Raw genomic sequence first — 22868 nt, forward strand, 5'->3', positions numbered from 1 at the left:
CTCGGTCAGCTGTCCTCGGTGATGCGGCGGGCCACGTCGACGAGTGGCAGTTCCGCTGCGGCTGCGGCGTTCTCGAGGACGTCGCGTGCCTCACCCATGTCGAGATCGTCCCTCACCATCAGGATGCCGACCGCGATGCCGACGACCCGGCGGTCCGCCATGGCCGCACCGATCCGTCGGACTCCGGCGTCGAGGTCGCGCCCGCGGCCGTAGGACCACAGGGCACTGTCGAGGTGGTCGACGAGGACGCACACCAGATCGTCCTCGGCCTGGAGTTGCGCGGAGGACAGGGGAGACCCCGCGGCGTACAGGTTGACCGAGCCGGCGGCCGCTCCGTCGACGGTCAGCGCGCACGCGTGCACCCGGTCCACGCCGGCCCTCGCCGCGAGGGCGGCCAGGGGCGGCCAGAGTCGGGCCACCTCGTCGTGCGAGAAGTGCAGCGACGAGTGTGTCCGCACCGCGCGCAGGCAGGGTCCGTCGTCGAGGTCGTACTGCTGGGCGTCGAGCGCGAAGACGACGGCGTCGGTGGGGGACACGGTGAAGGGGTGGCCGTCCACGGTGGCGGTGATGCCGGCGTGCGTCACGCCGTCGAGTGTCCGGACCGCCGCCGCCGCGCCCTGCTCGAGCACGACGAGCAGAGCGGCATCGTCGTCCACCGAGCCGGTCAGGAAATCGGAGACCGTGGTCGTCGCCGTCGAGTCCCGTTCGCGGGCCCGACGGAAGTGGGGGAGGTCGCGCAGTGCGAGAAGACGTCGCGCGAGTTCGTCGTCCATGGTCGCGCTCCTCCCGCTGATGTCGAGTCGTCTGGGGAGGAGACTACGCGGCCGAGGTGGTTCAGCCGGGGTTGCGCGGATCGATCTTGTAGTAGGCCATCTTTCGGTAGAGCGTGGCGCGGCTCATCCCGAGTTGCCTGGCCGCCTGGCTCATCGTGACCTTGCCCGAGGCGAGCACCCGGACGATCTCACCGTGCTCGAAGGCTTCGATGCTCGACAATCGGCGGGTTCGGCCCGCCAGCAGTGCGGCGGGCAGCATCGCGACGTCGACGACGTCCGCCCGTGACGCGACCCGGGTGACGACGTCACGTAGCTCTGCCGCGCCCTGCGGCCAGTCATGTTGCTGCAGAGCGCGTTCCGCCGCGGAGGTGATGCGTACATCGCGGCCGCGCACAGCCCGCGCGAACTCGTGAGCCAACGGCACGACGTCGTCCGGTCGGTCCGACAGCGGGGGCAGCGACACGACCGACGCGACCGCGGAGGCGAGTGCGGCCGGGATGTCGTGCAAGCGTTCCGCGGTGACCGCGAAGGGCATCCGGGTATCGGCGGACCGCAGCAGGTCGACGAGTGACTGCGCGGCGAAGTCGGGGAGCGTGTCGACGTCGCGTAGAACGACGACCGTATCGCTGCGATCCGCCTCGTACGTCCACAGGTCGAGCCACGTGTCGACGTCGTCGGGTGCGGGGGCCGCTGCCGAGAGAATGCGGTGGCGCGGGAAGGCGCGCCGCGCAGCGTGCGTCACCAGCGACGAGCGGCCGGAGCCGGGGCGGCCGATCACCGCGACGGTCGATCCCGCGGCCATCGCGGAGTGGGCGTCCGCCTCCAGTCGTGACCACTCCGCGCCGAGTCGAACGCCAGTGCCGGTGGACCCGTGCTCGATGCGGAAGAGGCTGCGACGCACCGTCGGTCGCTCTCGTCGACCGGTCGATCGGGACGACATCGACAGCGAGATGGTGCTCGCGGCCGACCGTGCGAGTGTCAGTAGGAGGTCGCTCGACGTCCGGGACCAGGTGGTGAGGTTCACGGCACCCTGCAGACGACCCGTCGCGGGATCCAGCACCGGGGCGGCCGCGCAGGTGAAGCCGGTGAGGCTGTGGGAGTAGTGCTGTTCCGCTCGGACCAGGGTGGGTGCCAGGTCGGCCAGCGCGAGACCCAGACCGTTGGTCCCCACCTCCCGTTCCGAGTAGCCGAAGCCGGGCGCGAGGTGGACGTCGTCGAGCGCGCGGAGCAACGTGTGGTCCCCGCTCAGGCGGGACAGGACGAGGCCGTCGGCGTCGGTGAGCATGAGGCCCACCGGCTCGGCGGTGAGGGTCTGCTGCAGGTCGGCGAGCACTTCGTCCCCGCACTGCCGGAAGAGCGACTCCTGCCGTTCCGTCCCGGCGAAGACCGGCTCGACATGATCCACCGGGATGCCGTAGCGCCGACTCCGTAGCCAGGAGGCGCGGAGCCGAGGGGGTACCGCACCGGCGACCGCGTCCACCTCGCGGCCGGAGCCGGTCCGGTGTTCGGGGAGCTGTGCGGGCACGCGGGCGTCCTGGTGGGTCGAAGCGGTCGGGTTGTGATCCAGGTTACAGCGCCCGGGAGGTGGTCGACCGTCTCAGATTGAGACGCCGGCGACGCCCGCTTCCCGTCCGTCGCGCCCTAGCGTCGAGCCAGTGAAGGTGACGCCAGTCACACGACGAAGGGACCTCGATGTACACCAAGGGCGACAACAGCTTCTTCATCGTCGACGCGCACGTCGCGCTGTGGGACGCGCGGCCCGAGAACCAGCGCAACATCCACGGCAAGCAGTTCATCGACTGCTTCTACGACTACCACCGCAACCTGTCGCCCGAGAGCGAGCTGTGGCCGTACGACGAGTATCTCTACCAGGGCGGCGACCGCCTGATGAAGGACCTCTTCGAGGACGGGTACGTCGATCATGCGATCTTCCAGCCGGCCCACCTCGGGGAGTTCTACGTGAACGGGTTCGGGCAGACGGAGGAGGCATGGGCCCTCACGGCGCAGAATCCCGACAAGCTCACCTACAACCACCACTTCGATCCGCGCAACGGCGAGCGTGGGCTCGATCAGCTCCGCGCCGATGCCGAACGGTTCGGGCTGAAGGGCGTCAAGCTCTACACGGCGGAGTGGCACGGAGACTCTCGCGGCTACAAGCTCGACGACGACTGGACCCGGCGTTACCTGGAGGTCTGCCGCGAGCTCGGGATCACCAACATCCACGTCCACAAGGGACCGACCATCAGGCCGCTCGATCGCGATGCCTTCGACGTGGCGGACGTCGATCATGTCGCCACCGACTTCACCGATCTGAACTTCGTCGTCGAGCACTGCGGTCTCCCGCGGCTCGAGGACTTCTGCTGGATCGCCACCCAGGAGCCGAACGTGCATGCAGGGCTCGCCGTCGCGATGCCGTTCATCCATTCCCGGCCGAAGTACTTCGGCCAGATCATGGGCGAGTTGCTCTACTGGCTCGGTGAGGACCGGATCCAGTTCTCGTCCGACTACGCCCTGTGGACACCGCGCTGGCTGATCGAGTCGTTCGTCGACTTCCAGATCCCGGCGGAGCTGAATGAGTACCCGGAGATCACGATGGACCAGAAGCGCAAGGTGCTGGGCCTGAACGCTGCGAAAATGTACGACATCCCGGTTCCGGCGGAGCTGCAGATCGCCGATGCGGACGAGACCGCCACCGGCCCGCGCGGTGCCGACCGTGCGGCCGCCGACGACGTTCTCGTGGGTGCGTGAGATGACCACCCGTGCCGACTCGGCGATGCGGGCTCTGGACGTGGTGATCGATCCCGAGCTCGACGAGCCGATCACCGACCTCGACTTCGTGCAGTCGCTCACCGTCTCCGAGGACCGTGACGTCGTGGTGCACCTGCGCTTGCCGACATCCTTCTGCGCGCCGAACTTCGCCTACCTCATGGCCTCCGACGCGAAGGACGTGCTCACCGGCCTGCCGTGGACGCGGAACGTGACGGTGGAACTCGACGACCACCACGACTCGCCGATCATCAACGCGGGACTCGCCGCGGACGCCGGGTACCGGGGTACCTTCGCGCACGAGGCGGAGAACGACCTGGAGGAGCTCCGGACGACGTTTCAGCGCAAGGCTCACGTCGCGGCGATGGAGCGGTGCCTGACCGCACTGCTGAAGCGGGATCCGTCCCGTCGCATGGAGGACATGGGAACCGTTGTGCTGGGGGATCTCCCGGACGACGAGACGACCAGGGCGCTGCTCTCGCGGCGCCGGTCCCTCGGCCTGGAGGAGGCGCCCGGCAGCATCGTCATGGTCGATCACACCGGAGCCTGCTACGCGCAGCTCGACGTGCCGCTCGCGCTGCGTCGGGCTCGATCGACCCGCATCTCGATCGACGGCAACGCCCACTTCTGCCGTGGACTGCTCCGTACCCGCTACGACGATCCGGACCGTACGACGGTCGACGCCTGACCTTTCCGAGAACCGAGGAGACATGACATGAGCACCATGCGCGCAGTCCAGGTCGTGGGGTACCACGAGAAGCTCCGAATGACCGAGGTGCCCGTTCCCACCCCGACAGGGCCGTTCGACGTCGTCGTCCGGATCGGCGGAGCGGGGGTGTGCCGTACGGATCTGCACATCCTCGAGGGGCAGTGGGCCGAGAAGTCGAACGTGACGCTGCCGTACACGATCGGCCACGAGAACGCCGGGTGGGTTCACGCCGTCGGCTCCGCCGTGACCAACGTGCAGGAGGGCGACAAGGTCATCGTCCATCCGCTCATCACGTGCGGGCTCTGCCGCGCCTGCCGATCCGGCGACGACGTGCACTGCGAGATCAACCAGTTCCCCGGCATCGACACGAACGGTGGCTACGCGGAGTACCTGAAGACGTCGGCACGCAGTGTGGTGAAGCTGGACGACTCCCTGGAGCCGGCGGACGTGGCTGCCCTCGCCGATGCCGGACTGACGGCCTATCACGCCGCGGCGAAGGCTTCCCGGCATCTGACTCCCCGCGACCGCGTCGTGGTGATCGGCGCAGGCGGGCTGGGGCACATCGGGATTCAGGTGCTGAAGGCGCTGACCGCGGCCGAGATCGTGGTCGTCGACCGTAACGCCGACGCGGTGAAGCTGGCCCTGTCCATCGGGGCGGATCATGGCGTCGTCGCCGACGGCACCCACATCGAGCAGGTGCTCGAGCTCACCGGCGGGCAGGGCGGCGAAGCGGTCATCGATTTCGTCGGTGAAGGCGGCGCGACGGCGGAGGGCATCGCGATGTTGCGGCAGGCGGGCAATTACCACGTCGTAGGATACGGCGAGAACATCGACGTGCCGACCATCGACATCGTGTCGTCGGAGATCAACGTCATCGGCAACCTGGTCGGGTCCTACAACGACCTGTGCGACCTCATGGCTCTCGCGGCCCGCGGGTCCGTGGTTCTGCACACCGCGAAGTACGCACTCGACGATTTCCAGAGTGCCATCGACGATCTGGACGCGGGCACGGTGCGGGGGCGGGCCATCCTCACGCCGTGAGAACGGCCCGCCGCCGGTCAGTGCGCGACGAGGTCGTCCGCGTCGGTGAGGGTGGCGCCGGTGGCGTCGTGAACCTGCGCGGCCGTGACACCGGGCGCGGTCTCCCGTAGGACGAGGGTGCCGTCGCCGACGACGTCGATGACGGCGTAGTTGGTGATGACACGGTCGACGACGGCCTGACCGGTGAGGGGGAGGGTGCACGCGTCGACGATCTTGGGGTTGCCGTCCCGGTCGGTGTGCTCCATGACGACGATGACGCGCGCGGCGCCGTGGACGAGGTCCATGGCGCCGCCCATGCCCTTGACCATCTTGCCCGGGACCATCCAGTTGGCGAGGTCGCCGGTCGACGAGACCTGCATGCCGCCGAGGACGGCGGTGTCGATGTGGCTGCCGCGGATCATGCCGAAGGACAGCGCGGAGTCGAAGAATGCCGCGCCGGGCAGGGTGGTGACGGTTTCCTTGCCGGCGTTGATGAGATTGGCGTCGACCTCGTCCTCGGTGGGGTAAGGGCCCGTGCCGAGGATGCCGTTCTCGGAGTGCAGCGTGACCCGGATCGCGGGATCGAGAAAGCCGGGAATCAGTGTGGGCAACCCGATCCCGAGGTTCACGTAATCACCGTCGCGCAGTTCCGCCGCCGCGCGCCGGGCCATGTTCTCGCGGGTCCATCCGGTGTCCGTGCTCATCGTGCGTCTCCTGCGGGTCGGGTGGTGCGCTTCTCGATGCGGGGTGTCTGTGGGCCGGTCTCGACGATGCGCTGGACGAACACACCGGGAAGGTGCACGTGCGCCGGGTCGATCTCGCCCGGCTGCACGAGATGCTCGACCTGAGCGACGGTGATGCGGCCGGCCATGGCGGCGAGAGGGTTGAAGTTCATGGCTGCCTTGTCGAAGACGAGGTTGCCGTCGGTGTCGCCCACATGCGCGTGCACGAGCGCGAAGTCGGCGCGAATGCCCTCCTCGAGGACGTATCGCTTGTCGCCGAAGACGCGGGTCTCCTTCGGGGGTGATGCCAGTGAGACGGATCCGTCGGTGGCGTAGCGCCACGGGAGCCCGCCGTCGGCGATGGGGCTGCCGACACCGGCCGGGGTGAAGAACGCCGGGATGCCCGCGCCCCCGGCTCGTAGTCGCTCGGCCAGAGTGCCCTGGGGAGTGAGCTCGACCTCGAGCTCGCCGGAGAGGTACTGCCGGGCGAACTCCTTGTTCTCGCCGACGTAGGACGCCGTGACGCGACGGATACGGTGTGCCGCGAGCAGGATGCCGAGGCCGTGGTCGTCCACTCCGCAGTTGTTGGAGAAGACCTCGAGATCGGTGACGTCGGTGGCGGCCAGGGCGTCGATCAACGCGTCGGGGATGCCGCAGAGCCCGAAGCCGCCGACGGCCAGGGTGGCGCCGTCCGTGACGCCGCGGACCGCGTCGGCGGGTGTGGACAGGACTTCGGTGGCCACGAGTTCCTCCTGAGATTCGGATACCGATCGGACGTACGGGTCCGGTGAGTGGACGCGCGCACTGTCTGTATTCGACCAGGACCGCGGCGTATTCGCAGGCGATACGGGGTTCGGACAGCGAACTGCTCGACTCGTGGAACGATCAGCGGCTCGGCGTTCACTGAATGGACACCCCGCGAGCCCTAGACTGTGGTGATGGCGGAGGCAGCGAGATCGGTCATCGCACGAGTTGCGGCGGTGATGCGTGCCATCGGTGACCACGAGCCGGACGGCGCGTCGACCACAGGCATCGCCAGAACCGCCGGATTGGCGCGGCCCACCGTCCACAGGATGGTTACCGCGTTGGCGGCGGAGGGCTTCGTCGATCGGCACGAGTCGGGCCGGTGGGCGTTGGGGCCCGAGACGTTTCTTCTCGGATCGATGGCAGCGGAGCGGTACGACATCACGTCGAGCGCGGGAGACATCCTGCGCGATCTGGCCCGCACGACGGGGGAGAGCGCCTTCCTGTCCGCACGTCGAGGCGACGAGACGGTCTGCATCGCGAGCGAGGAAGGCAGCTTTCCGCTGCGCTCGCACGTCCTCCACATCGGCCTGCGCATGCCTCTCGGTGTCGCGTCCGCCGGGTTGGTCATCCTCGCGCACCTGCCCGAACGTGAGCGGGCGGAGTATCTGGGCCGTGCAGATCTCGGGGGCTGGGGAGAATGTCACTCGCCGAACAATATCGCCGAACGGGTGGAACAGGTTCTCGTGCAGGGATACTCGGTGAATCCCGGGTTGTTGGTGGAAGGTAGCTGGGGGCTCGGGGCCGCGGTGTTCGATCGCCGCGACGCCCCGGCGTGGGCGCTGAGTCTGACGGGCGTGGCCGGCCGCTTCGACGATGCCCGGCGTCCCGTTCTCGGCGAACAGCTGTTGCGGGCCGCCCACGTGTTGACCTCACGTCTGCGGTGATCCGAGGCCGAATTCGGCCGGTCGGACAGAACGCGGACGGCGCATCCAAGTTATTCGCCCGTTATATGGAGAATGCGTGTACGAGGTTGCGTCGATCATTACAAGATGTACCGATACCTGTTGTCATACAGTTGATTCGATAGCGTTCAACGTGGTTCTGTGGCTTCGTGAAACGTTACAAATACGGCACACATTGACTTTACCTTTATCGTCCTGTTCACTCTCGTTTATGCCGTAAATCTTCATCGCATTCGATGGAGTCGGCTCGATCTCACACCTGCCCCTCGGCGCCGTGGTCGTCTCTTCGGACGGTCACCGACGCGCCGACGTCGCCGGGTCTTCATCGCACCGCTCTGCGTCGTCGGGGACAGAGTCTGCGCTCCACGCGCGCCGCATCTCGGATGCGGCACGCTCACCACATCGCGCAAGGAACCGAATGACCAGGACTCACCTCGACCGCTCTTCCTCCGACGCCGGTAAGCGAGGCCGTCTCCCCGCGCTGGGTACCGTCGCCGTCGCTACGGCGGCTCTGATGATCGTCGGCGCGAGTACCGCCGACGCCGCCACTCCGGTGGGACTCGGCACCGCCGCCGGATACGCGGTCCTGGCCGGTGCGGGGGTGACCAACACCGGCCCGTCGGTCATCTCGGGTGATCTCGGAACCAGTCCGAACGCGGCCGTCACGGGGTTCCCGCCCGGCGTCGTGAACAACGGCACGATCCACGCAGCCGATGCGGTTGCGCTGCAGGCGCAGTCGGATCTCACCACGGCATACGACCAGGCGAGCGCTGAGCCGATTTCGGCGAACGTCTCTGCCGACATCACCGGAAGTACCCTCGCTCCCGGGGTCTACAAGGCCTCCAGCGCACTGGGCCTGAACGGTACCGTCACGTTGGACGGTGGATCGGATCCCGACGCCGTCTTCGTCTTCCAGGCACCGTCCACGTTGATCACGGGGTCCGGCAGCAGGGTGGCGCTGATCAACGTGAATCCCTGCAACGTCTTCTGGCAGGTGGGCAGCTCTGCGACCATCGGTACCTCCACGACGTTCGTCGGAACGGTGTTGGCCCTCACCTCGATCAGCGTGCAGAACGGTGCGACCGTCTCCGGTCGCATGTTGGCGCGGAACGGTGCGGTCACTCTGGACAACAACGTGATCACGGCCAACGACTGTTCCCCGCAGACGACCACCACCCCGGTCGACGACGGGGGAGTCGTCGTGCCTCCCATCGTGATTCCGATCCCGTCGATCCCGGGACTGCCGTCGATCCCCGGTGTCCCTCCCGTGATCACCATCCCGGGTCTCCCGGGGTTGCCGGGTACACCGCCCACCTCGTCGGTGCCCACCGCACCGGCGGTCCCGCCCACCTCGGACACGCCCGGTACCCCGAACACGCCGGGTACCCCGAACACGCCGGGTACCCCGAACACGCCGGGTACCCCGAACACGCCGGGTACCCCGAACACGCCGGGAACCCCGAACACGCCGGGAACCCCGAACACGCCGGGTACCCCGAACACGCCGGGTACCCCGAACACGCCGGGAACCCCGAACACGCCGGGAACCCCGAACACCCCGAACACCCCCGGAACCCCCGGTGTCCCCACGGGTCCGGACGCTCCGGGCCAGTACTCGCCGGGCAGTCAGATCACTCAGGTCCCGGGTGGTGGCGTCGACACGGGTGACGGCAGCACCGTCCGGTCGGCAGACCACTGGCAGCCCGTGTCGGTCGGCCTCGCGGCCGCGGCGATCATCGGGTCGGCCCTGGTGCTGCGTCGTCGAAAGAGCTGACATGGCAGCACGTTCGGTCACCACCGCGGCGCGCGCGCTGTGCGCTGCGGTGGTGCTCGCGCTGGCGCTGATCTCCGGATGCTCCACTGCTGCCGGCACCGAGTCACCGGTGCCGGTCGCGACCGCTCCGGCGGACGTCGCCGTGGTCGACGAGGGCACCACCGGTGTCTCGGAAGCCGCGGCCGTCTCGTCACCGCCGGTCCGTATCGACGTTCCCGCGATCTCCGTGAGCTCCGGCCTCATGGGCCTGGGTCTGCAGCAGGACGGGACGATGGAGGTACCACCCGGGGCGTTTCCCGCCGGGTGGTACACCGGTTCGCCGATCCCCGGCGCGTTGGGGCCGTCCGTGATCGCGGGTCACGTGGACTGGGACGGTGCGCCGGGTGTGTTCTCCCGGCTCGGTGACCTCGCAGCGGACGACGACGTGATCGTCACCCTGCAGGACGGCACCATCTCGCGCTTCCGGGTCACGCAGGTCGAGCAGTACCCGAAGGCGGAGTTCCCGACGACAACTGTGTACGGCGACATCGACCACCCGGGACTCCGGTTGATCACGTGTGGCGGTCGGTTCGACAGCGGAGCAGCCAGTTACGACGACAACATCGTGGTCTACGCCGATCTGATCAGCTGATCCGGTCGCGGATCCGGTCGATGATCTCCAGGGTCGCGATGGCGTCGGCGAGGGGATGGACGGCGGACTCGAGCTCGCCGACCGAAATCCTTCGCGCGGCCTCCACCGCGGCGAGGTGCAGTCCGTCGACCTGGAGGCCCGAGGCCTCGTCGTAGGCGAGGGTGATGCCGCCGCGCAGTGCGACCGTGAACGGTCCCGGCATGAAGAAGGGCCCGGCGATGGTGAGCGTGCCGTCCCGGCCGCACACGACCGCCGTCGTGGGCGTGTTCGTCAGGATCGTGGTGTTGAGCACCGCATGTCCGGATTCTCCGGTGAGAAGGGCCGAGATCTGACCGTCGATCTCGTCGTTCGCCGGCTGACTCCGGGCATCCACGGTCTCCGGTGCACCGAGAACCGAGTAGGCGAAGGACGCGACGTACGTTCCCAGATCCAGGAGCGGGCCACCGGCCAGCGCCGGGTCGTAGATGCGGTGATCGGTGGTGAAGAACTCGCCGTGATCCGCGAGCACCGTGTGGATCGGCCCGAGGACGCCGCTGCGGAGCACCTGCTCGATCACGTCGAACTTGGGCAGGAATCTCGTCCACATCGCTTCTCCCGCGAACACCCCGGCCGACTCTGCTGCCTCCGCGATCCGGGCAGCGCCGGCCGCGTCGACGGCGAGCGGCTTCTCGACGAGCACGTGCTTGCCCGCGGCGATGGCGTCGAGGGCATTCGCGAGGTGCTCGGTGTGTGGCGTGGCGATGTACACGATGTCGACGTCGTCGTCGGCGAAGACGGCCTCGTAGGAGCCGTGCGCGCGGTCGAGGCCGTGCTCGTCGGCGAAGGCGCGTGCGCGCTCCGGTGAGCGGGACCCCACCGCGACGACGGACTGAGTCGTGTGTCGGTGAAGTGACTCGACGAACCGGTGCGCGATCCAGCCCGGCCCGAGGACTGCCCATCGGAGCACGGGCGCGTCACGGGGATCGGGCACTCGTGACAGGGGAAGGGAAGCGCTCTGCGTCATGCGGCAGAGCCAATCAGAGGAAAGTGCTTTTGTCAGGACATTAAGATGTAATACTTTCGATCATGACTGTGCGGGTTGGAATCATCGGTGTCGGCGTCATGGGAGCGGACCACGCCTCGTCCCTCGATCGACGGGTGTCGGGCGCGACGGTGACCGCCGTTGCCGACGTCGATGCAGCACGGGCGAGTGCAGTCGCCTCCACCCTCCGCGGCGCCACTGTCGCGGCGGACGGCCCGGCGCTGATCGAGCGCGACGACGTCGACGCCGTCGTCATAGCCTCGCACGATTCGACCCACGCCGAACTGGTGCACCTGGCGCTGGCCGCGGGCAAGCCGGTGCTGTGCGAGAAGCCCCTCGCGCCCACGGCGGCGGAGTGCCGCGAGATCATCGCCGCGCAGGGCGATCGCACCTTGATCACGGTCGGCTTCATGCGTCGGTTCGACCCGGCCTACGTGGAACTGAAGCGCGTGGTGTCGTCCGGTGAGCTGGGTGACCCCCTCGTCGCACACTGCGTGAGTCGCACCGTCGAGGCCTACCCTGGCGGCACGTCCGCGTCGACCATCACCAACTCCGCGATTCACGAACTCGACATCGTGCCGTGGTTGCTGTCGTCGCCGATCACGGAGGTGAGTTGGCATGCGGGCCGCACGTCCGCGCATTCCGGAACGCGGCAGGATCCCCAGATCATGTTGTTGCGGACCGAGTCCGACGTGCTGGTGACGGTCGAGATCTTCCTCAACGCCCGCTACGGATACGACACGAGGTGCGAGGTCGTGGGTGACGTCGGAGCGTCCGCGCTCGTGCTGCCCACTCACGTGGTCACCGACAGCGACCGCCGACGGTCCGTGGCCTACCCGGCCGACTGGGTTCCCCGCTATGCGGACGCCTACCGCCTGCAACTCCAGGAATGGGTCGATTCGCTCGAGGCCGGCCGGGTCTCGGAGCTCGCCGACGCGGACGCCGGTCTGCGTGCAGGGCTCGTCGCCGACGCTCTCGTCGCGTCGATGAACGACGGCGGCCGAACCGTCGTCGTGGAGTGACCTCGGCTGCGCGGCGGCTCAGATGATCGTGCCGACATCGGCGGCCACGATGCTGTCGAGAGCGTGCTCCGCGACTGCGGCGATGGTCATCGACGGGTTGCAGGCCGCGCAGTTGCCCGGGATCAGGGCGCCGTCGAGAACGTAGAGGCCGCGTTGTCCCCGGACTCGACCCTCCAGATCACAGACCGTCCCCATGTTGGCTCCGCCGAGAGGGTGCCAGGTGGACGGGAACACCGCATTGGTGTCCACGACGAGGCTGTTCGGTCCGGCGATCGCGCGCACGCGCGGATCGATGTGACTCTGGATGGACGCATCCCCCTCGTGCGGCCACCGCAGGATCGCATCGTCCCGCGCGCCGTCGTAGACGAAACGCCCACGGGCGTCGCTGACGCCGTAGCCGACCAGAACGGTGGTTCGGGCGTCCACGCCGAGAGGGGGGAACGACGCCTGGATGACCGTCATCGCGCGGGACGGGTCCGCCCAGTCGAGACTGCCGAAGACGACCGGTCCGCCCTGTGCGGGTCCGAAGTCCTGGTCGAACGTCGTCCACGAGTAGATCCTGTCCGCGTTGGTGCCCCAGCCGTCGCCGAGCGCGTCCGGCATGTCCGGGATCCGGCCGGACGCTGCCGCCCGCATCAACAGTCGCGTGGTGTTCATGCTGCCCGCAGCCATGATCAGGGTCGGCGTGGTGAGGATCTTGTTCTCCACCACCGCCCCCGAGGTGTCGATGCGGTCGACGTAGACCGTCCACCGGCCGTCGGACGCCCTTTCGACGTCGGTGACCTGGTGCAGGGTCTGTACCGTCGCCAGCCCGGTCGCCTCCGCCTCGGCGATGTACGTGACGTCCACGGAGAACTTGCCGCCGTTGTTCACGCCGATGGCGCCGTCGCCGTTGGTGTAGGACGGGGCCATCTCGCCACGAAGTTCGTCGAGGGCGAAGTTCCAGTCGATGGGCATCGGGATCTTCGACACGGGGAGTCCGAGTCGTCGTGCACTGTCCCGGAATGCTCGTGGTGCAGCGTAATTGGGGCTGTCGATCAACTCGTCGGGCGCGACCGCGAGGTGCAGCATCCGGGCGACCCGCGGGTAGTGGACGCGATCGAGCAGGCCCCAGTCCAGTGCGCCGGGGAACTGCGACGCGAACACCGCCTCGGCCGGCTGCAGCGTCATCCCCTGATAGACGAGGGACCCGCCGCCGACCCCGGCCGCACACAGCGCGGTCATGTTCTCGCCGGGCACCGCCTCGACGAGGCCGGTGAAGGCGGGTACGTCGATCGGACGTCCGAACACGTTCTTCGCGGATCCGTACCAGAGGAAACGACCGTCGGGTGAGCGAGCATGCGGAAAGGTCTCGGCGTTCGGGCCCGTCGGCCACCGCAGGCCGCGTTCGAGCACGGTCACCGGAACGCCGGCCTGCGCGAGGCGCAGTGCGGCGACGCCGCCGCCGAACCCGGACCCGACGATCACCACGCGGTGATCTTCGCGGGAGAGCGGAACCCGTTGTGTGCGTGCGGCGATGCCGTGAGCAGAGGCGCGGGCGGCGTGGTTGCCGGCGATCAGCGCACCGCCGGCCGCAGCGGCGCCGGAGAGGAATGTGCGGCGAGTGAACGGTGACATGCGGCTTCCCCCGGATCGTTCATGCAGTCCGCCGCTACCTGTGGGCACCCCCCGGCGAACACCCGATCTCGATGCCGGGTGCTCAGAACCTAGACAGTTCGGTCAACGAGTGTCAAGGTTTCGGCCCGACTAGGCTCGGACGATGGCTATTAGACGCATCGCAGTGATCCCGGGTGACGGCATCGGCAAGGAGGTGGTTCCCGCCGGCATCGGAGTACTGGACGCCGCCGCGGCGGCGTTCGACCTCGACCTCGAGTACGAGTACTTCGACTACGCCAGTGCCGACTACTACGTCGAGCACGGAAAGATGCTGCCCGACGGCTGGTTCGAGGAACTCCGACCGTTCGACGCGATCTACTTCGGAGCGGTGGGCTGGCCGGAGGTGGTGCCGGACCACATCTCGTTGTGGGGCAGTCTGCTCCAGTTCCGTCGTCACTTCGACCAGTACGTGAATCTGCGGCCCATCCGGCTCATGCCGGGCGTCACCAGCCCGCTCGCGGGGCGCGAGGTCGGCGACATCGACTTCTACGTGGTGCGGGAGAACACCGAGGGGGAGTACACCGATCTCGGCGGCCGGATGTTCGCGGGGACCGAGCGTGAGACGGTGATCCAGGAGACGGTCATGTCGCGCATCGGCGTCGACCGAATCCTGAAGTACGCCTTCGAACTCGCCGAGACCAGGCCGAAGCGCCACCTGACGTCTGCGACCAAGAGCAACGGCATCTCCATCTCGATGCCCTACTGGGACGAGCGGGTCGCCGCCATGGCGTCGCATCACCCCACGGTGGACGTCGACAGCTATCACATCGACATCCTCACGGCGAACTTCGTGCTGCACCCGGACTGGTTCGACGTGGTCGTCGCGAGCAATCTGTTCGGGGACATCCTGTCCGATCTCGGACCGGCGATCGCGGGCACCATCGGCATCGCCCCGAGTGGAAACATCAACCCGGAGGGACTCTTTCCCAGTCTGTTCGAGCCGGTGCACGGATCAGCGCCGGGTATCGCAGGCAAGAACGTCGCCAATCCGATCGGACAGATCTGGAGCGGCAGCATGATGCTCGATCACCTCGGCGAGCCCGAAGCCGCGCGCACGGTTCTGACCGCGGTCGAGAACGTGCTCGCACGGGGCGGCGCCGCTCTCACCGCCGACATGGGCGGAACGTCGGGGACCGACGAGTTGGGCCGCATCATCGCGGACGAGGTGACCGCCATCGCCGGCCGGTGACGCCGACGGCCGGGCGGTTCCTCCCGCCCGGCCGTTGCGTCCGGCGTCAACGAGGAATGATCCGCGCGTCCCGGTAACGAGCGAGGTTCTCCGCGAAACTCTCACTGGTCGAGCGGAATCCGAGGAACCCCGCCTTGCGACTCTTCGTCATGTCGGTCAGGCACTCCATGTCGCGGCCGAGGTCGCCGTCCGTGTGCCACCACGATGCGAGTCGAGTCACGTCCGACTCGACGAGGTCGTACTTCTCAGCGATGCGGCGCCACGCGTCGGGTGCGTCGTCCATTCGCGTCGCCAACGGTCGCGGTTCGGTGTCGAAACCGACGGGTTCGATCCCGAAATGGTCGGCGATGCGCGGCCACAGCCATCGCCAACGAAACACGTCGCCGTTCGCGACGTTGAATGGTTCGTCAGCGCCGTTCTCGTTCGTGGCGGCCCAGATCATCTGCTCGGCGAGCAGATCGGCGTCGGTGACATCGGTCAGGCCGTTCCACTGGGTCTCCGAGCCCGGGAAGACGAACGGCTCGCCGGTCTCCTTGCAGAGAGTGGCGTACACCGAGAGCGTGAGTGCCATGTTCATGGCGTTGCCCACGGCGAACCCGAAGATGGTGTGTGCCCGGTGCACGCTCCAGGTGAAGCCCAGCCGCTCTGCGCCCGAGAACAACTCGTCCTCCTGGGCGTAGTAGAAGTTCGGTGTGTCGAGGCGCTCCTCGCTCTCGTGGAACGGGGTCTCCGCCGTCACCGCTGCGCCGTAGGCGTCGAACGGGCCCAGGTAGTGCTTGAGACCCGTCATGAGGGCGACGTGTTTCACCGAGTTCTCCGGCGCCAGCGCGTCGAACGTGTTCCGGAGCGTGGCGGTGTTCACCTCGATGTTCTCCGCCTCCGAGTCCTGCATCATCCACGCCGTGAAGAACACCAGATCGGGCGCCGTTCCGCGCAGTGCCTCACGCAGCGCGTCCGCGTCGAGAAGGTCGGCCGTCACGGGTGTCACGCCGTCGACCGGCAACTCGGTCTTGCGGGACAACCCGTAGGTGCGCCACCCCGCGTCGACGAGTCGTCGACAGATGGTCTGCCCCGAGATGCCGGTGGCTCCGACGACGAGCGCCGTGCCCGGACTTCGTGCTGCCATGTGTGATGCCTCCGATCGGTGATCGTGTCTCGATCACGCTCGGGCTACCCGTCGTGGCGACGGGGCAACCAGTGGGGGTGAGTGGCGCGGCGCACTGGTCCGCCTGATGCGTCGACGCCGCGGTGCACACCTCGTCTCCGAGGGAGTCTGACGAGCGGTCAGCGTCCGGCGCTCGGCCGGGTGGCAGCCACGACCGCGGCCCCCAGTGCGGTGATCGCGATGACGACGATCACGGCGTGGTTCCAGCCGTCGAACACCGCGGACGGCGTGGTGCCGGCAGACAGGACCACCACCGACACCACGGTCACTCCGATCGCGGAGCCGAGGTAGCGCGCGGTGTTGTTCGCCCCGCTTCCCATGGCGGCGCGTCCGGCGGGGACGCTCGCGACGGCCTCTCGGCCGAGTGCGGCGTTGACGATCCCCGTCGCGGCGCCGGCCAGCACGAGACCCGGCACGAGGCGTAGGGGTGACGACGTCTCGGACAGCCCGAGCAACAGGCCCATTCCGACGGCGACACCGACGAGCCCCAGGGCCAGTTGTGTTCGGCCGGAGACGGACGCGGGAATGCGCCGCGCGAGCAGAGCGGTGATCACACTCGTAGCCGACCAGCCGAACAGCAGGAGAGCGCTGTGGAGTGCATCCAGACCGAATGTGGCGCCGACGAATCCGGCCATGTACGACATCAGCGCGATCACCCCGGCTCCGGTGGCGAGTGCGGCGACGGTGGCTGCGAGGAAGGCGGGTTGGCGCAGCAGCGTGAGATCGAGCATGGGCGACGCGGTCCGGCGTTCGTGCAGAACGAAACCCGCGAGCAGCAGCGCCGCCACGGCAAGCAGGACCAGGGGTACGGGTCGCGTCCACCCACCGCGACCCTCGACCAGCGCGGCGAGGAGAGCGGACAGGCCGCCGGACAGGGCGATGGCGCCGATCAGATCCAGCCCGCGCGGTGTCTCCGTGCGGGATTCGGCGAGAAGGCGCCGTGCGACGACCGCGGCGACGAGTGTGAGCGCGGTGAGCAGCCAGTACCCCGCGCGCCATGTGGCGAGACGGTCCGAGGTCGCGGACAGCAGGGGCCCGAGGGTGATGCCCGCGCCGACGGCCGCGCCCCAGACACCGCTGGCACGTGCGCGCAGCGGGCCGGGTTCGAAGGCGTGCGCGATGACGCCGAGACTCGACGCCAGTACCGCGCCCGCCCCGATGCCCTGGACCACCCGGGCGAGGACGAACACGAGGGTGGACGGCGCGGCCGCGCACACAGCGGACGCGAGGGCGAGGACGACGAGCCCGAGAACGAAGGTGCGGCGACGGCCGATGTCGTCGGCGAGCGCGCCGGACACCAACAGCGCGGCGCTGAGACCGATGCTCATCGAGCTCAGGATCCACGTTCTGCCCGACGCGTCGCTGCCGAGCGTCGCGGCGGTGCTGCCGATGGTCGCCAGGGGGAAGGTGAACGCGGCCAGGGCGAGCAGGGTCCCGAATGCTGCGACGGGCAGGGGACGGGCGAGAGGTGGTGCGGATCGCTGCTGTGTCATGCCCGTCCTTCGGTTCGGTGAGCGAACCGTAACCCGCCGATGTGGTTCGGTCAACAGACCGTTCGAGGTACGCTCGAGCCATGGCGATGGGAACGGATTACGCCGCGCAGGATTGCTCGCTCGCCCGCGCACTCGAGATCGTGGGGGAGCGATGGACACTGCTCGTCGTGCGGGACTCCCTGTTCGGTGTGCGCCGGTTCTCCGATTTCCAGCATCACCTCGGTACGTCGAAGGCGGTGCTGTCGCAGCGCCTGTCGGCTCTGGTGGAGCATGGGTTGTTGAGCAGGGAACGTGTCGGTGGGCGCGAGGAATACCGTCCCACCGAGATCCTCGTCGACCTGTGGCCCGCGCTGCACGCCCTGACGGTGTGGGGCGAACGAGCAGCTCCCGCGCTGGACGGCCCCCGTCGGGTGTTCCGTCACGAACCGTGCGGCGGCGAGCTCGACGAGCGTGGCAGCTGCCCCCGGTGCGGGATCGTGCCCGCTGCCGGTCGGGTCGTCGTGTCGCCGGGGCCTGGTGTGACCGCGACCCCGCGGCCCGACGCCGTGTCCCGCGCACTTCGCGAACCTCGCCGGTTGCTCGAGCCGATCAGGTGACGGCCGCGACCCGGCGCGAGGTGATGGGGGCGGTCGCGCAACGGCCCCTCGGGGCTCGCTCTATTCTGGACCGGGTCTTAAAACACAGGTCCGCGACACGGTGGGGTGTCATGGGCGTCGAGAGTGGGGAACACATGACGGTGCCGTACAGCGATCACGGCGACATCGTGCGCACCATCGGTGAGGACGCAGCGGTCGATCGGAACGCCTCCGCCCTGGGCGACATCGCCGAGATGGCACGCACTCTGCGGGGCACTCGTCGATCGGTGGACGACACGCTGACGGCCCTGGTGCGGTCGGCCACGCAGCTGATGCCCGGTGTGGATCACGCGTGCGTCACCGTGATGACAGGCGCGCGGCGCACCATCCACGCCCGCACCGACGAGGTCGCGGCCGATCTCTGCCGTGTGCAGTTCGAACTGGGCGAGGGGCCCACCGAGAACGAGATCTGGCAGATCGACACCGTCGTGGCAGAGAACCTCGGCAACGAGCGGCGGTGGCCCTCCTTCGCCGCGGCCGCGCGCGACCGAGGCATCGAGTCGATGGCGGCGTTCCGTCTCTACACCGATCCGTCGGCGCGCGATCTGGGCGTGTTGCTGCTCTTCAGCCGGACTGCCGACACCTTCGACGCCGACGCTCAGATGGTCGGATCCGCACTCGCTGCTCACGGCGCAGTGGCTCTGCTCAGTGCCCGCGACGACCAGAACTTCCGGGACGGCCTCGCAAGTCGTGACATCATCGGCCAGGCCAAGGGCATCCTCATGGAGCGTTTCGACGTCGATGCCGTGCAGGCCTTCACGATGCTCGCGCACATCTCGCAGTCCGAGAACCGCCCGCTGCGGGAAGTCGCGCTGTCCCTGATCGAGGAGTCGCATCCCACGAGGTCCGTCGAGGTTCCGCCCGTCGCGTGACAGCCCGCCGGAACCGCCCGTCGGAACAACGTGGCGCGCGCCGACGTTGTGGAAACAGAGTGTTACTGCGACAAGAGGAGACACCATGGCGGACAGCACACAGGCAGGTTCCACGACCGAGACGGCCATCCTGGCGGGCGGATGCTTCTGGGGCGTCGAGGAACTGATCCGCAAGCAGCCGGGCGTGCTGTCCACGCGCGTCGGCTACTCCGGCGGAGACGTGCCGAACGCGACGTACCGGAACCACGGGACGCATGCCGAGGCGGTCGAGATCGTGTTCGATCCGACCCGGACGACCTACCGCGACATCCTCGAGTTCTTCTTCCAGATCCATGATCCGTCGACGAAGAACAGGCAGGGCAACGATCGCGGAGTGAGCTACCGCTCGGCCATCTTCTACACCTCCGACGAGCAGAAGCGCGTCGCGCTGGACACGATCGCCGACGTCGACGCGTCCGGTATCTGGCCCGGAAAGGTGGTCACCGAGGTCACCGCGGCGAGCGAGTTCTGGGAGGCAGAGCCCGAGCACCAGGACTACCTGCAGCGAATCCCCAACGGATACACCTGCCACTGGGTACGCCCCGACTGGAAGTTGCCGCGCCGCAACGCTGCGGTCAGCTGAGTCCGTCGACCATCGACGCCCGTCGCTCCCCTCAGGAGCGGCGGGCGTTTCTCGTCAGCTCGATCGTCGCGGCGCGGAGATCGTCGAGTGACGCCAACGGCGACAGGTAGCCGACTCGCGTGTACGACACGCCTCTCGGTGTGGTGACCGTGATGTCGAGTCCGTAGCGGTCGGCGCCGGTGCACGCCGCGGACGTCGCATCGGGAAATCCGCCGAATGCCGCGGTCATCGCGGTGAGTGCGTCCGCGTGGTCGGTGTTCAGGTGCTCCACCGCCGGCCCGCTCACCGGCCGTACCGGATCCGGTACGGCGGCTGCGTAGTCCGCCGCGGTGGCCGAGTCCATGCGGCCGTAACCGCCCACCCATCTGACTCGGTCCACCGACAGGATCCACACGGTGAAATCGCTGTAGTCGATGTAGTAGCGCGCTGCCGGGACAGCCGCCAGATGGGCCGCCCGCGCAGCGTCGATGTCCGAGCCCGACGGCCGAAGCACGGTGCCCGCCAGTGTGATCCGTCCGCTCGCAAGCGGATCGCTGTTCTCGCCCGGAGCGACGACGGACAGACTCACCCGTGGATCGGCCGCGAGATTGCGACCGTGCTCCGCCATGTGGGACACACACAGCACAGGGTTCCCGCCCATGAGGCCGTACGTCACGTACGACGCCCACGGGTGTCCGTCGGCCGAGAGGCTCGCGAGCGTGGCAGTGTTGGTCGACGCGGCCACCGTGCGCGCCTCCTCCGCCGCGGACGGGCGGCGGGGACGGGTGACTGGAGCGGTGGGCGTCGGCATCGACGGGGCGTCGCCGGGGTCGCCGTGATCGAGAGTGGCCATGGGCGAACAGTACCGGCGCCCTTGATCCGAGCGACTACGCCGTCCGAGCCTCGGCGCCGGGCGACCGCAGGACCAGTGCCCACAGGGCGGCGACGACGACCAGCGCCATGACGAATGCGGCCATGGCCGACCAGCCGTAGGCCTGATAGACGACGCCGCCCGTCCAGCCGACGATGCTCGAACCGCCGTAGTAGAAGAGGTTGTAGAGCGACGCCGCCTGGGCGCGCCCGTCCGCCGCGCGATGCCCGGTCCATCCGGACGCGATGGCGTGCGCGGCGAAGAATCCCATCGTGAACACCACCAGTCCGAGGAGTACGACGATCAGGGAGTGCGCGATCGTCAGGGCGACCCCGGCGATCATGACGCCCGTCGACCCGGCGAGCACCGCGGAGCGTCCGTATCGGCCGGCGAGCTGCCCGGCGACGCGAGACGAGACGGTTCCGCTGAGATAGGCGATGAAGATGAGGCTGATCAGCGACTGGGGGAGTCCGAACGGGGCCGCTTCGAGGCGGAAGCCCAGATAGTTGTAGACGGTGACGAAGCCGCCCATGAGCAGGAACGCCTGCCCGAACAGCGCGCGCATGCCGGGGTCGCGGAGGTGTGCGGTGACGCGTTCACCCAGCCCCGGGCCGCCGTCCCGCGCGGGGAGCGCACGCCGCGGTGCGGGAGCGAGGCGCAGGAAGGCGATCGCGGCCACGGCGGCGATGATCGAGACCGTCAGTGTTCCGATGCGCCAGTTCGTGTACTCGGCGACGGGTCCGGCGACGATGCGGCCGAGCAGCCCGCCCAGCGTGGTGCCCGAGACGTAGGTGGCCGCGGCCACCGCGGTGTTCCGGCGGTGCACCTCCTCGCTGAGGTAGGCGATCGCGATGGCCGGCAGCCCGCCGAGGGCGGCGCCCTCCATGAACCGCACCGTCAGCAGCATCGGCAACGACGTGGAGAGCGGGACGACGAGCCCCAGGGCGGTGGCCGTGACGATCGAGATGCTCATGGCGCGCACCCGGCCGACGCGGTCGGCCACCACGGACCACGGCAGCACAGCGACCGCGACGCCGACCGTGGCGCACCCCACCGCGAGCGAGGACTGCGACGGCGTGATCGAGAGGTTCGCGGCGATGAGCGGGAGGATGCCCTGGACGGAGTACAGCTGGGCGAAGGTGGCGACACCGGCGAGAAGCAGTCCGGCGACGAGCCGTCGGTACTCGCGGGATCCGCGGGTGTGTCCGTCCCAGTCGGTGTCGGTCGCCTCGTCGATGGTCACGGGATCCGACGGTAGGCCGGACGCGACCTATTCGTCCAATGCATCGCAGCTCGCACAATCATGACGGTGGCGTATCGTTCGATTCATGCGTGAGGAAGCCGAGGCGCTCCTGCCTCTGATCCCGACGCTGCTCGCCGTGGCGGAGACCGAACACATCACGGAGGCGGCCCACATCCTCGGTCTGCCGCAGCCGACGGTGAGCCGGCAACTCGCCCGCGCCTCGGCCGCGTTGGGGGTGGCGGTCGTCGAGCGTCGTGGTCGGGGCATCGCCCTCACGCCGGCGGGACGTGCACTGATGCCCTTCCTCGATCGGGCGGTCCGCGAACTCGAGGCCGGGCTCGACGCCATGACCGAGCAGGACGCCCGCACTCGTGGCCGCATCTCGGTCAGCTTCCAGAACACGGTGGGCGAGGGTGTCCTCCCGCTGCTCATCAAGCGCTTCCGCGCCGATCATCCCGCCGTCACGTTCACCCTCGACCAGGGCGCGCGGGCCCGGTGCCTCGACAGATTGGAGGACGGGAGCGCGGACCTCGCGTTCGTGGCGCTCGGGGCCGAACACGGCACCGACACGTCCTTCGGGCTGTACGACGAGAGGCTGGTGTTGGTCGTCCCGTCCGATCACCGACTGGCGGGCCGCCGATCGGTGGACCTCGTGGAGACGGCGGACGACCCGTACGTGGCGATGGAACACGGGTACGGAATGCGCTCCCTCTGCGAGACACTGTGGGCCGCTGCGGGAATGGCCCCGACCATCGCCTTCGAGGGTCAGGACATCCATACCGTGCGCGGGCTGGTCGGGGCGGGGCTCGGTGTCAGCGTCCTGCCTCGCACGACCGCTCCCGCCGGCCCGCTGCCCACGGTCGACATCGCGGTGAACGACCCCGCGGCGCGGCGACGCATCGGCGTGGTGTGGCCCGCACGCACCCTGCCCGCGCAGGCCCTCGCCTTCCGCGACATGGTGGTGCGGCGAGGGGCCGCTGTCCTGGCGCGCTGACG

General features: G+C 68.6%; 22 protein-coding genes. 12 read left to right on the forward strand and 10 right to left on the reverse strand.

What is annotated here, in order from left to right; genetic code table 11:
* Positions 1 to 5: 5 nt before the first annotated feature.
* Together JOE30_RS10625 and JOE30_RS21670 are read right to left on the reverse strand one after the other, a co-directional pair.
* Positions 6 to 773, reverse strand: a complete 768-nt coding sequence (locus tag JOE30_RS10625) for an ANTAR domain-containing protein (RefSeq protein ID WP_204866561.1) — start codon at positions 771 to 773, stop codon at positions 6 to 8.
* A gap of 61 nt (positions 774 to 834) precedes the next feature.
* Entirely contained in the window at positions 835 to 2298 is a 1464-nt protein-coding gene (locus tag JOE30_RS21670; protein WP_239532349.1) for a helix-turn-helix domain-containing protein, read from the reverse strand.
* A 167-nt stretch (positions 2299 to 2465) separates the two neighbouring features.
* Between JOE30_RS21670 and JOE30_RS10635 the strand changes: the two genes are divergently transcribed.
* The 3 genes from JOE30_RS10635 to JOE30_RS10645 are packed head-to-tail and all read left to right on the forward strand — an operon-like array spanning position 2466 to position 5289.
* On the forward strand, positions 2466 to 3521 hold the full coding sequence (locus tag JOE30_RS10635) for an amidohydrolase family protein (RefSeq protein WP_204866562.1): 1056 nt from the start codon (positions 2466 to 2468) through the stop codon (positions 3519 to 3521).
* A gap of 1 nt (position 3522) precedes the next feature.
* On the forward strand, positions 3523 to 4227 hold the full coding sequence (locus JOE30_RS10640) for an iron-sulfur cluster assembly protein (RefSeq protein ID WP_204866563.1): 705 nt from the start codon (positions 3523 to 3525) through the stop codon (positions 4225 to 4227).
* A gap of 36 nt (positions 4228 to 4263) precedes the next feature.
* Positions 4264 to 5289: an NAD(P)-dependent alcohol dehydrogenase gene (locus JOE30_RS10645; RefSeq protein WP_204870263.1), complete on the forward strand. Its 1026-nt coding sequence runs from the start codon at positions 4264 to 4266 to the stop codon at positions 5287 to 5289.
* A 17-nt stretch (positions 5290 to 5306) separates the two neighbouring features.
* Here the strand turns inward: JOE30_RS10645 and JOE30_RS10650 are convergent, their stop codons facing one another.
* Together JOE30_RS10650 and JOE30_RS10655 are read right to left on the reverse strand one after the other, a co-directional pair.
* On the reverse strand, positions 5307 to 5972 hold the full coding sequence (locus JOE30_RS10650) for a 3-oxoacid CoA-transferase subunit B (protein WP_204866564.1): 666 nt from the start codon (positions 5970 to 5972) through the stop codon (positions 5307 to 5309).
* Positions 5969 to 6733, reverse strand: coding sequence for a CoA transferase subunit A (locus JOE30_RS10655; RefSeq protein WP_204866566.1), 765 nt, complete (start codon positions 6731 to 6733; stop codon positions 5969 to 5971). The genes JOE30_RS10650 and JOE30_RS10655 overlap by 4 nt, the downstream gene beginning before the upstream one ends.
* A gap of 195 nt (positions 6734 to 6928) precedes the next feature.
* Between JOE30_RS10655 and JOE30_RS10660 the strand changes: the two genes are divergently transcribed.
* The 3 genes from JOE30_RS10660 (at position 6929) to JOE30_RS10670 (ending at position 10104) form a co-directional block, all read left to right on the forward strand.
* The gene (locus JOE30_RS10660) at positions 6929 to 7681 is read left to right on the forward strand and encodes an IclR family transcriptional regulator (RefSeq protein WP_204866568.1); all 753 of its coding nucleotides are present in this window, start codon (positions 6929 to 6931) and stop codon (positions 7679 to 7681) included.
* A gap of 436 nt (positions 7682 to 8117) precedes the next feature.
* Positions 8118 to 9473, forward strand: a complete 1356-nt coding sequence (locus tag JOE30_RS21525) for an ice-binding family protein (protein ID WP_275581296.1) — start codon at positions 8118 to 8120, stop codon at positions 9471 to 9473.
* 1 nt (position 9474) lies between these two features.
* On the forward strand, positions 9475 to 10104 hold the full coding sequence (locus JOE30_RS10670) for a class F sortase (protein ID WP_204866570.1): 630 nt from the start codon (positions 9475 to 9477) through the stop codon (positions 10102 to 10104).
* Here the strand turns inward: JOE30_RS10670 and JOE30_RS10675 are convergent.
* Positions 10097 to 11107, reverse strand: coding sequence for a Gfo/Idh/MocA family protein (locus tag JOE30_RS10675; RefSeq protein ID WP_204866572.1), 1011 nt, complete (start codon positions 11105 to 11107; stop codon positions 10097 to 10099). The two genes, JOE30_RS10670 and JOE30_RS10675, sit on opposite strands and share 8 nt — an antisense overlap.
* 62 nt (positions 11108 to 11169) lie before the next feature.
* Between JOE30_RS10675 and JOE30_RS10680 the strand changes: the two genes are divergently transcribed.
* Positions 11170 to 12147, forward strand: coding sequence for a Gfo/Idh/MocA family oxidoreductase (locus tag JOE30_RS10680; protein ID WP_204866574.1), 978 nt, complete (start codon positions 11170 to 11172; stop codon positions 12145 to 12147).
* Between the two features lie 18 nt (positions 12148 to 12165).
* Here JOE30_RS10680 and JOE30_RS10685 read toward each other — a convergent pair whose 3' ends face one another.
* A complete protein-coding gene (locus tag JOE30_RS10685; protein ID WP_204866576.1) occupies positions 12166 to 13764 on the reverse strand; it encodes a GMC oxidoreductase in 1599 nt (532 codons plus the stop codon).
* A 142-nt stretch (positions 13765 to 13906) separates the two neighbouring features.
* Here JOE30_RS10685 and JOE30_RS10690 point away from each other — a divergent pair, with 142 nt between their 5' ends.
* A complete protein-coding gene (locus tag JOE30_RS10690) occupies positions 13907 to 14992 on the forward strand; it encodes a tartrate dehydrogenase (protein WP_204866578.1) in 1086 nt (361 codons plus the stop codon).
* Between the two features lie 46 nt (positions 14993 to 15038).
* Here the strand turns inward: JOE30_RS10690 and JOE30_RS10695 are convergent, their stop codons facing one another.
* Positions 15039 to 16118 carry an SDR family oxidoreductase gene (locus tag JOE30_RS10695; RefSeq protein ID WP_204866580.1) on the reverse strand — a complete coding sequence of 360 codons (1080 nt, stop codon included), beginning with the start codon at positions 16116 to 16118 and terminating at the stop codon, positions 15039 to 15041.
* A 158-nt stretch (positions 16119 to 16276) separates the two neighbouring features.
* A complete protein-coding gene (locus JOE30_RS10700) occupies positions 16277 to 17650 on the reverse strand; it encodes an MFS transporter (RefSeq protein ID WP_204866582.1) in 1374 nt (457 codons plus the stop codon).
* A gap of 80 nt (positions 17651 to 17730) precedes the next feature.
* On the opposite strand from JOE30_RS10700, the gene JOE30_RS10705 reads away from it, so the two are divergent.
* The 3 genes from JOE30_RS10705 (at position 17731) to msrA (ending at position 19779) form a co-directional block, all read left to right on the forward strand.
* A complete protein-coding gene (locus JOE30_RS10705) occupies positions 17731 to 18246 on the forward strand; it encodes a helix-turn-helix domain-containing protein (protein ID WP_204866584.1) in 516 nt (171 codons plus the stop codon).
* A gap of 110 nt (positions 18247 to 18356) precedes the next feature.
* Complete coding sequence (locus JOE30_RS10710) at positions 18357 to 19157, forward strand: GAF and ANTAR domain-containing protein (RefSeq protein WP_239532350.1); 801 nt, start codon at positions 18357 to 18359, stop codon at positions 19155 to 19157.
* A gap of 85 nt (positions 19158 to 19242) precedes the next feature.
* A complete protein-coding gene (gene msrA / locus JOE30_RS10715; RefSeq protein ID WP_056447231.1) occupies positions 19243 to 19779 on the forward strand; it encodes a peptide-methionine (S)-S-oxide reductase MsrA in 537 nt (178 codons plus the stop codon).
* Positions 19780 to 19810: 31 nt separating this feature from the next.
* On the opposite strand, the gene JOE30_RS10720 is transcribed toward msrA, so the two are convergent.
* Complete coding sequence (locus JOE30_RS10720; RefSeq protein WP_204866586.1) at positions 19811 to 20611, reverse strand: HugZ family protein; 801 nt, start codon at positions 20609 to 20611, stop codon at positions 19811 to 19813.
* Between the two features lie 34 nt (positions 20612 to 20645).
* Positions 20646 to 21872, reverse strand: a complete 1227-nt coding sequence (locus tag JOE30_RS10725; protein ID WP_204866588.1) for an MFS transporter — start codon at positions 21870 to 21872, stop codon at positions 20646 to 20648.
* An 85-nt stretch (positions 21873 to 21957) separates the two neighbouring features.
* On the opposite strand from JOE30_RS10725, the gene JOE30_RS10730 reads away from it, so the two are divergent.
* On the forward strand, positions 21958 to 22866 hold the full coding sequence (locus JOE30_RS10730; protein ID WP_204866590.1) for a LysR family transcriptional regulator: 909 nt from the start codon (positions 21958 to 21960) through the stop codon (positions 22864 to 22866).
* Positions 22867 to 22868 lie beyond the last annotated feature (2 nt).

Origin of the sequence: Rhodococcus sp. PvP016, assembly GCF_017832185.1 — a bacterium.
Lineage (GTDB): Bacteria > Actinomycetota > Actinomycetes > Mycobacteriales > Mycobacteriaceae > Rhodococcoides.

Coding starts and splice junctions, on each gene's coding strand:
- JOE30_RS10700 (WP_204866582.1), bottom strand. CDS start 17,650: ATGACACAGCAGCGATCCGCACCACCTCTCGCCCGTCCCCTGCCCGTC.
- JOE30_RS10645 (WP_204870263.1), top strand. CDS start 4,264: ATGCGCGCAGTCCAGGTCGTGGGGTACCACGAGAAGCTCCGAATGACC.
- JOE30_RS21525 (WP_275581296.1), top strand. CDS start 8,118: ATGACCAGGACTCACCTCGACCGCTCTTCCTCCGACGCCGGTAAGCGA.
- JOE30_RS10640 (WP_204866563.1), top strand. CDS start 3,523: ATGACCACCCGTGCCGACTCGGCGATGCGGGCTCTGGACGTGGTGATC.
- JOE30_RS10625 (WP_204866561.1), bottom strand. CDS start 773: ATGGACGACGAACTCGCGCGACGTCTTCTCGCACTGCGCGACCTCCCC.
- JOE30_RS10685 (WP_204866576.1), bottom strand. CDS start 13,764: ATGTCACCGTTCACTCGCCGCACATTCCTCTCCGGCGCCGCTGCGGCC.
- JOE30_RS10670 (WP_204866570.1), top strand. CDS start 9,475: ATGGCAGCACGTTCGGTCACCACCGCGGCGCGCGCGCTGTGCGCTGCG.
- JOE30_RS10690 (WP_204866578.1), top strand. CDS start 13,907: ATGGCTATTAGACGCATCGCAGTGATCCCGGGTGACGGCATCGGCAAG.
- JOE30_RS10730 (WP_204866590.1), top strand. CDS start 21,958: ATGCGTGAGGAAGCCGAGGCGCTCCTGCCTCTGATCCCGACGCTGCTC.
- JOE30_RS10660 (WP_204866568.1), top strand. CDS start 6,929: ATGGCGGAGGCAGCGAGATCGGTCATCGCACGAGTTGCGGCGGTGATG.
- JOE30_RS10650 (WP_204866564.1), bottom strand. CDS start 5,972: ATGAGCACGGACACCGGATGGACCCGCGAGAACATGGCCCGGCGCGCG.
- JOE30_RS10705 (WP_204866584.1), top strand. CDS start 17,731: ATGGCGATGGGAACGGATTACGCCGCGCAGGATTGCTCGCTCGCCCGC.
- JOE30_RS10635 (WP_204866562.1), top strand. CDS start 2,466: ATGTACACCAAGGGCGACAACAGCTTCTTCATCGTCGACGCGCACGTC.
- msrA (WP_056447231.1), top strand. CDS start 19,243: ATGGCGGACAGCACACAGGCAGGTTCCACGACCGAGACGGCCATCCTG.
- JOE30_RS10695 (WP_204866580.1), bottom strand. CDS start 16,118: ATGGCAGCACGAAGTCCGGGCACGGCGCTCGTCGTCGGAGCCACCGGC.
- JOE30_RS10675 (WP_204866572.1), bottom strand. CDS start 11,107: ATGACGCAGAGCGCTTCCCTTCCCCTGTCACGAGTGCCCGATCCCCGT.
- JOE30_RS10720 (WP_204866586.1), bottom strand. CDS start 20,611: ATGGCCACTCTCGATCACGGCGACCCCGGCGACGCCCCGTCGATGCCG.
- JOE30_RS10710 (WP_239532350.1), top strand. CDS start 18,357: ATGGGCGTCGAGAGTGGGGAACACATGACGGTGCCGTACAGCGATCAC.
- JOE30_RS10680 (WP_204866574.1), top strand. CDS start 11,170: ATGACTGTGCGGGTTGGAATCATCGGTGTCGGCGTCATGGGAGCGGAC.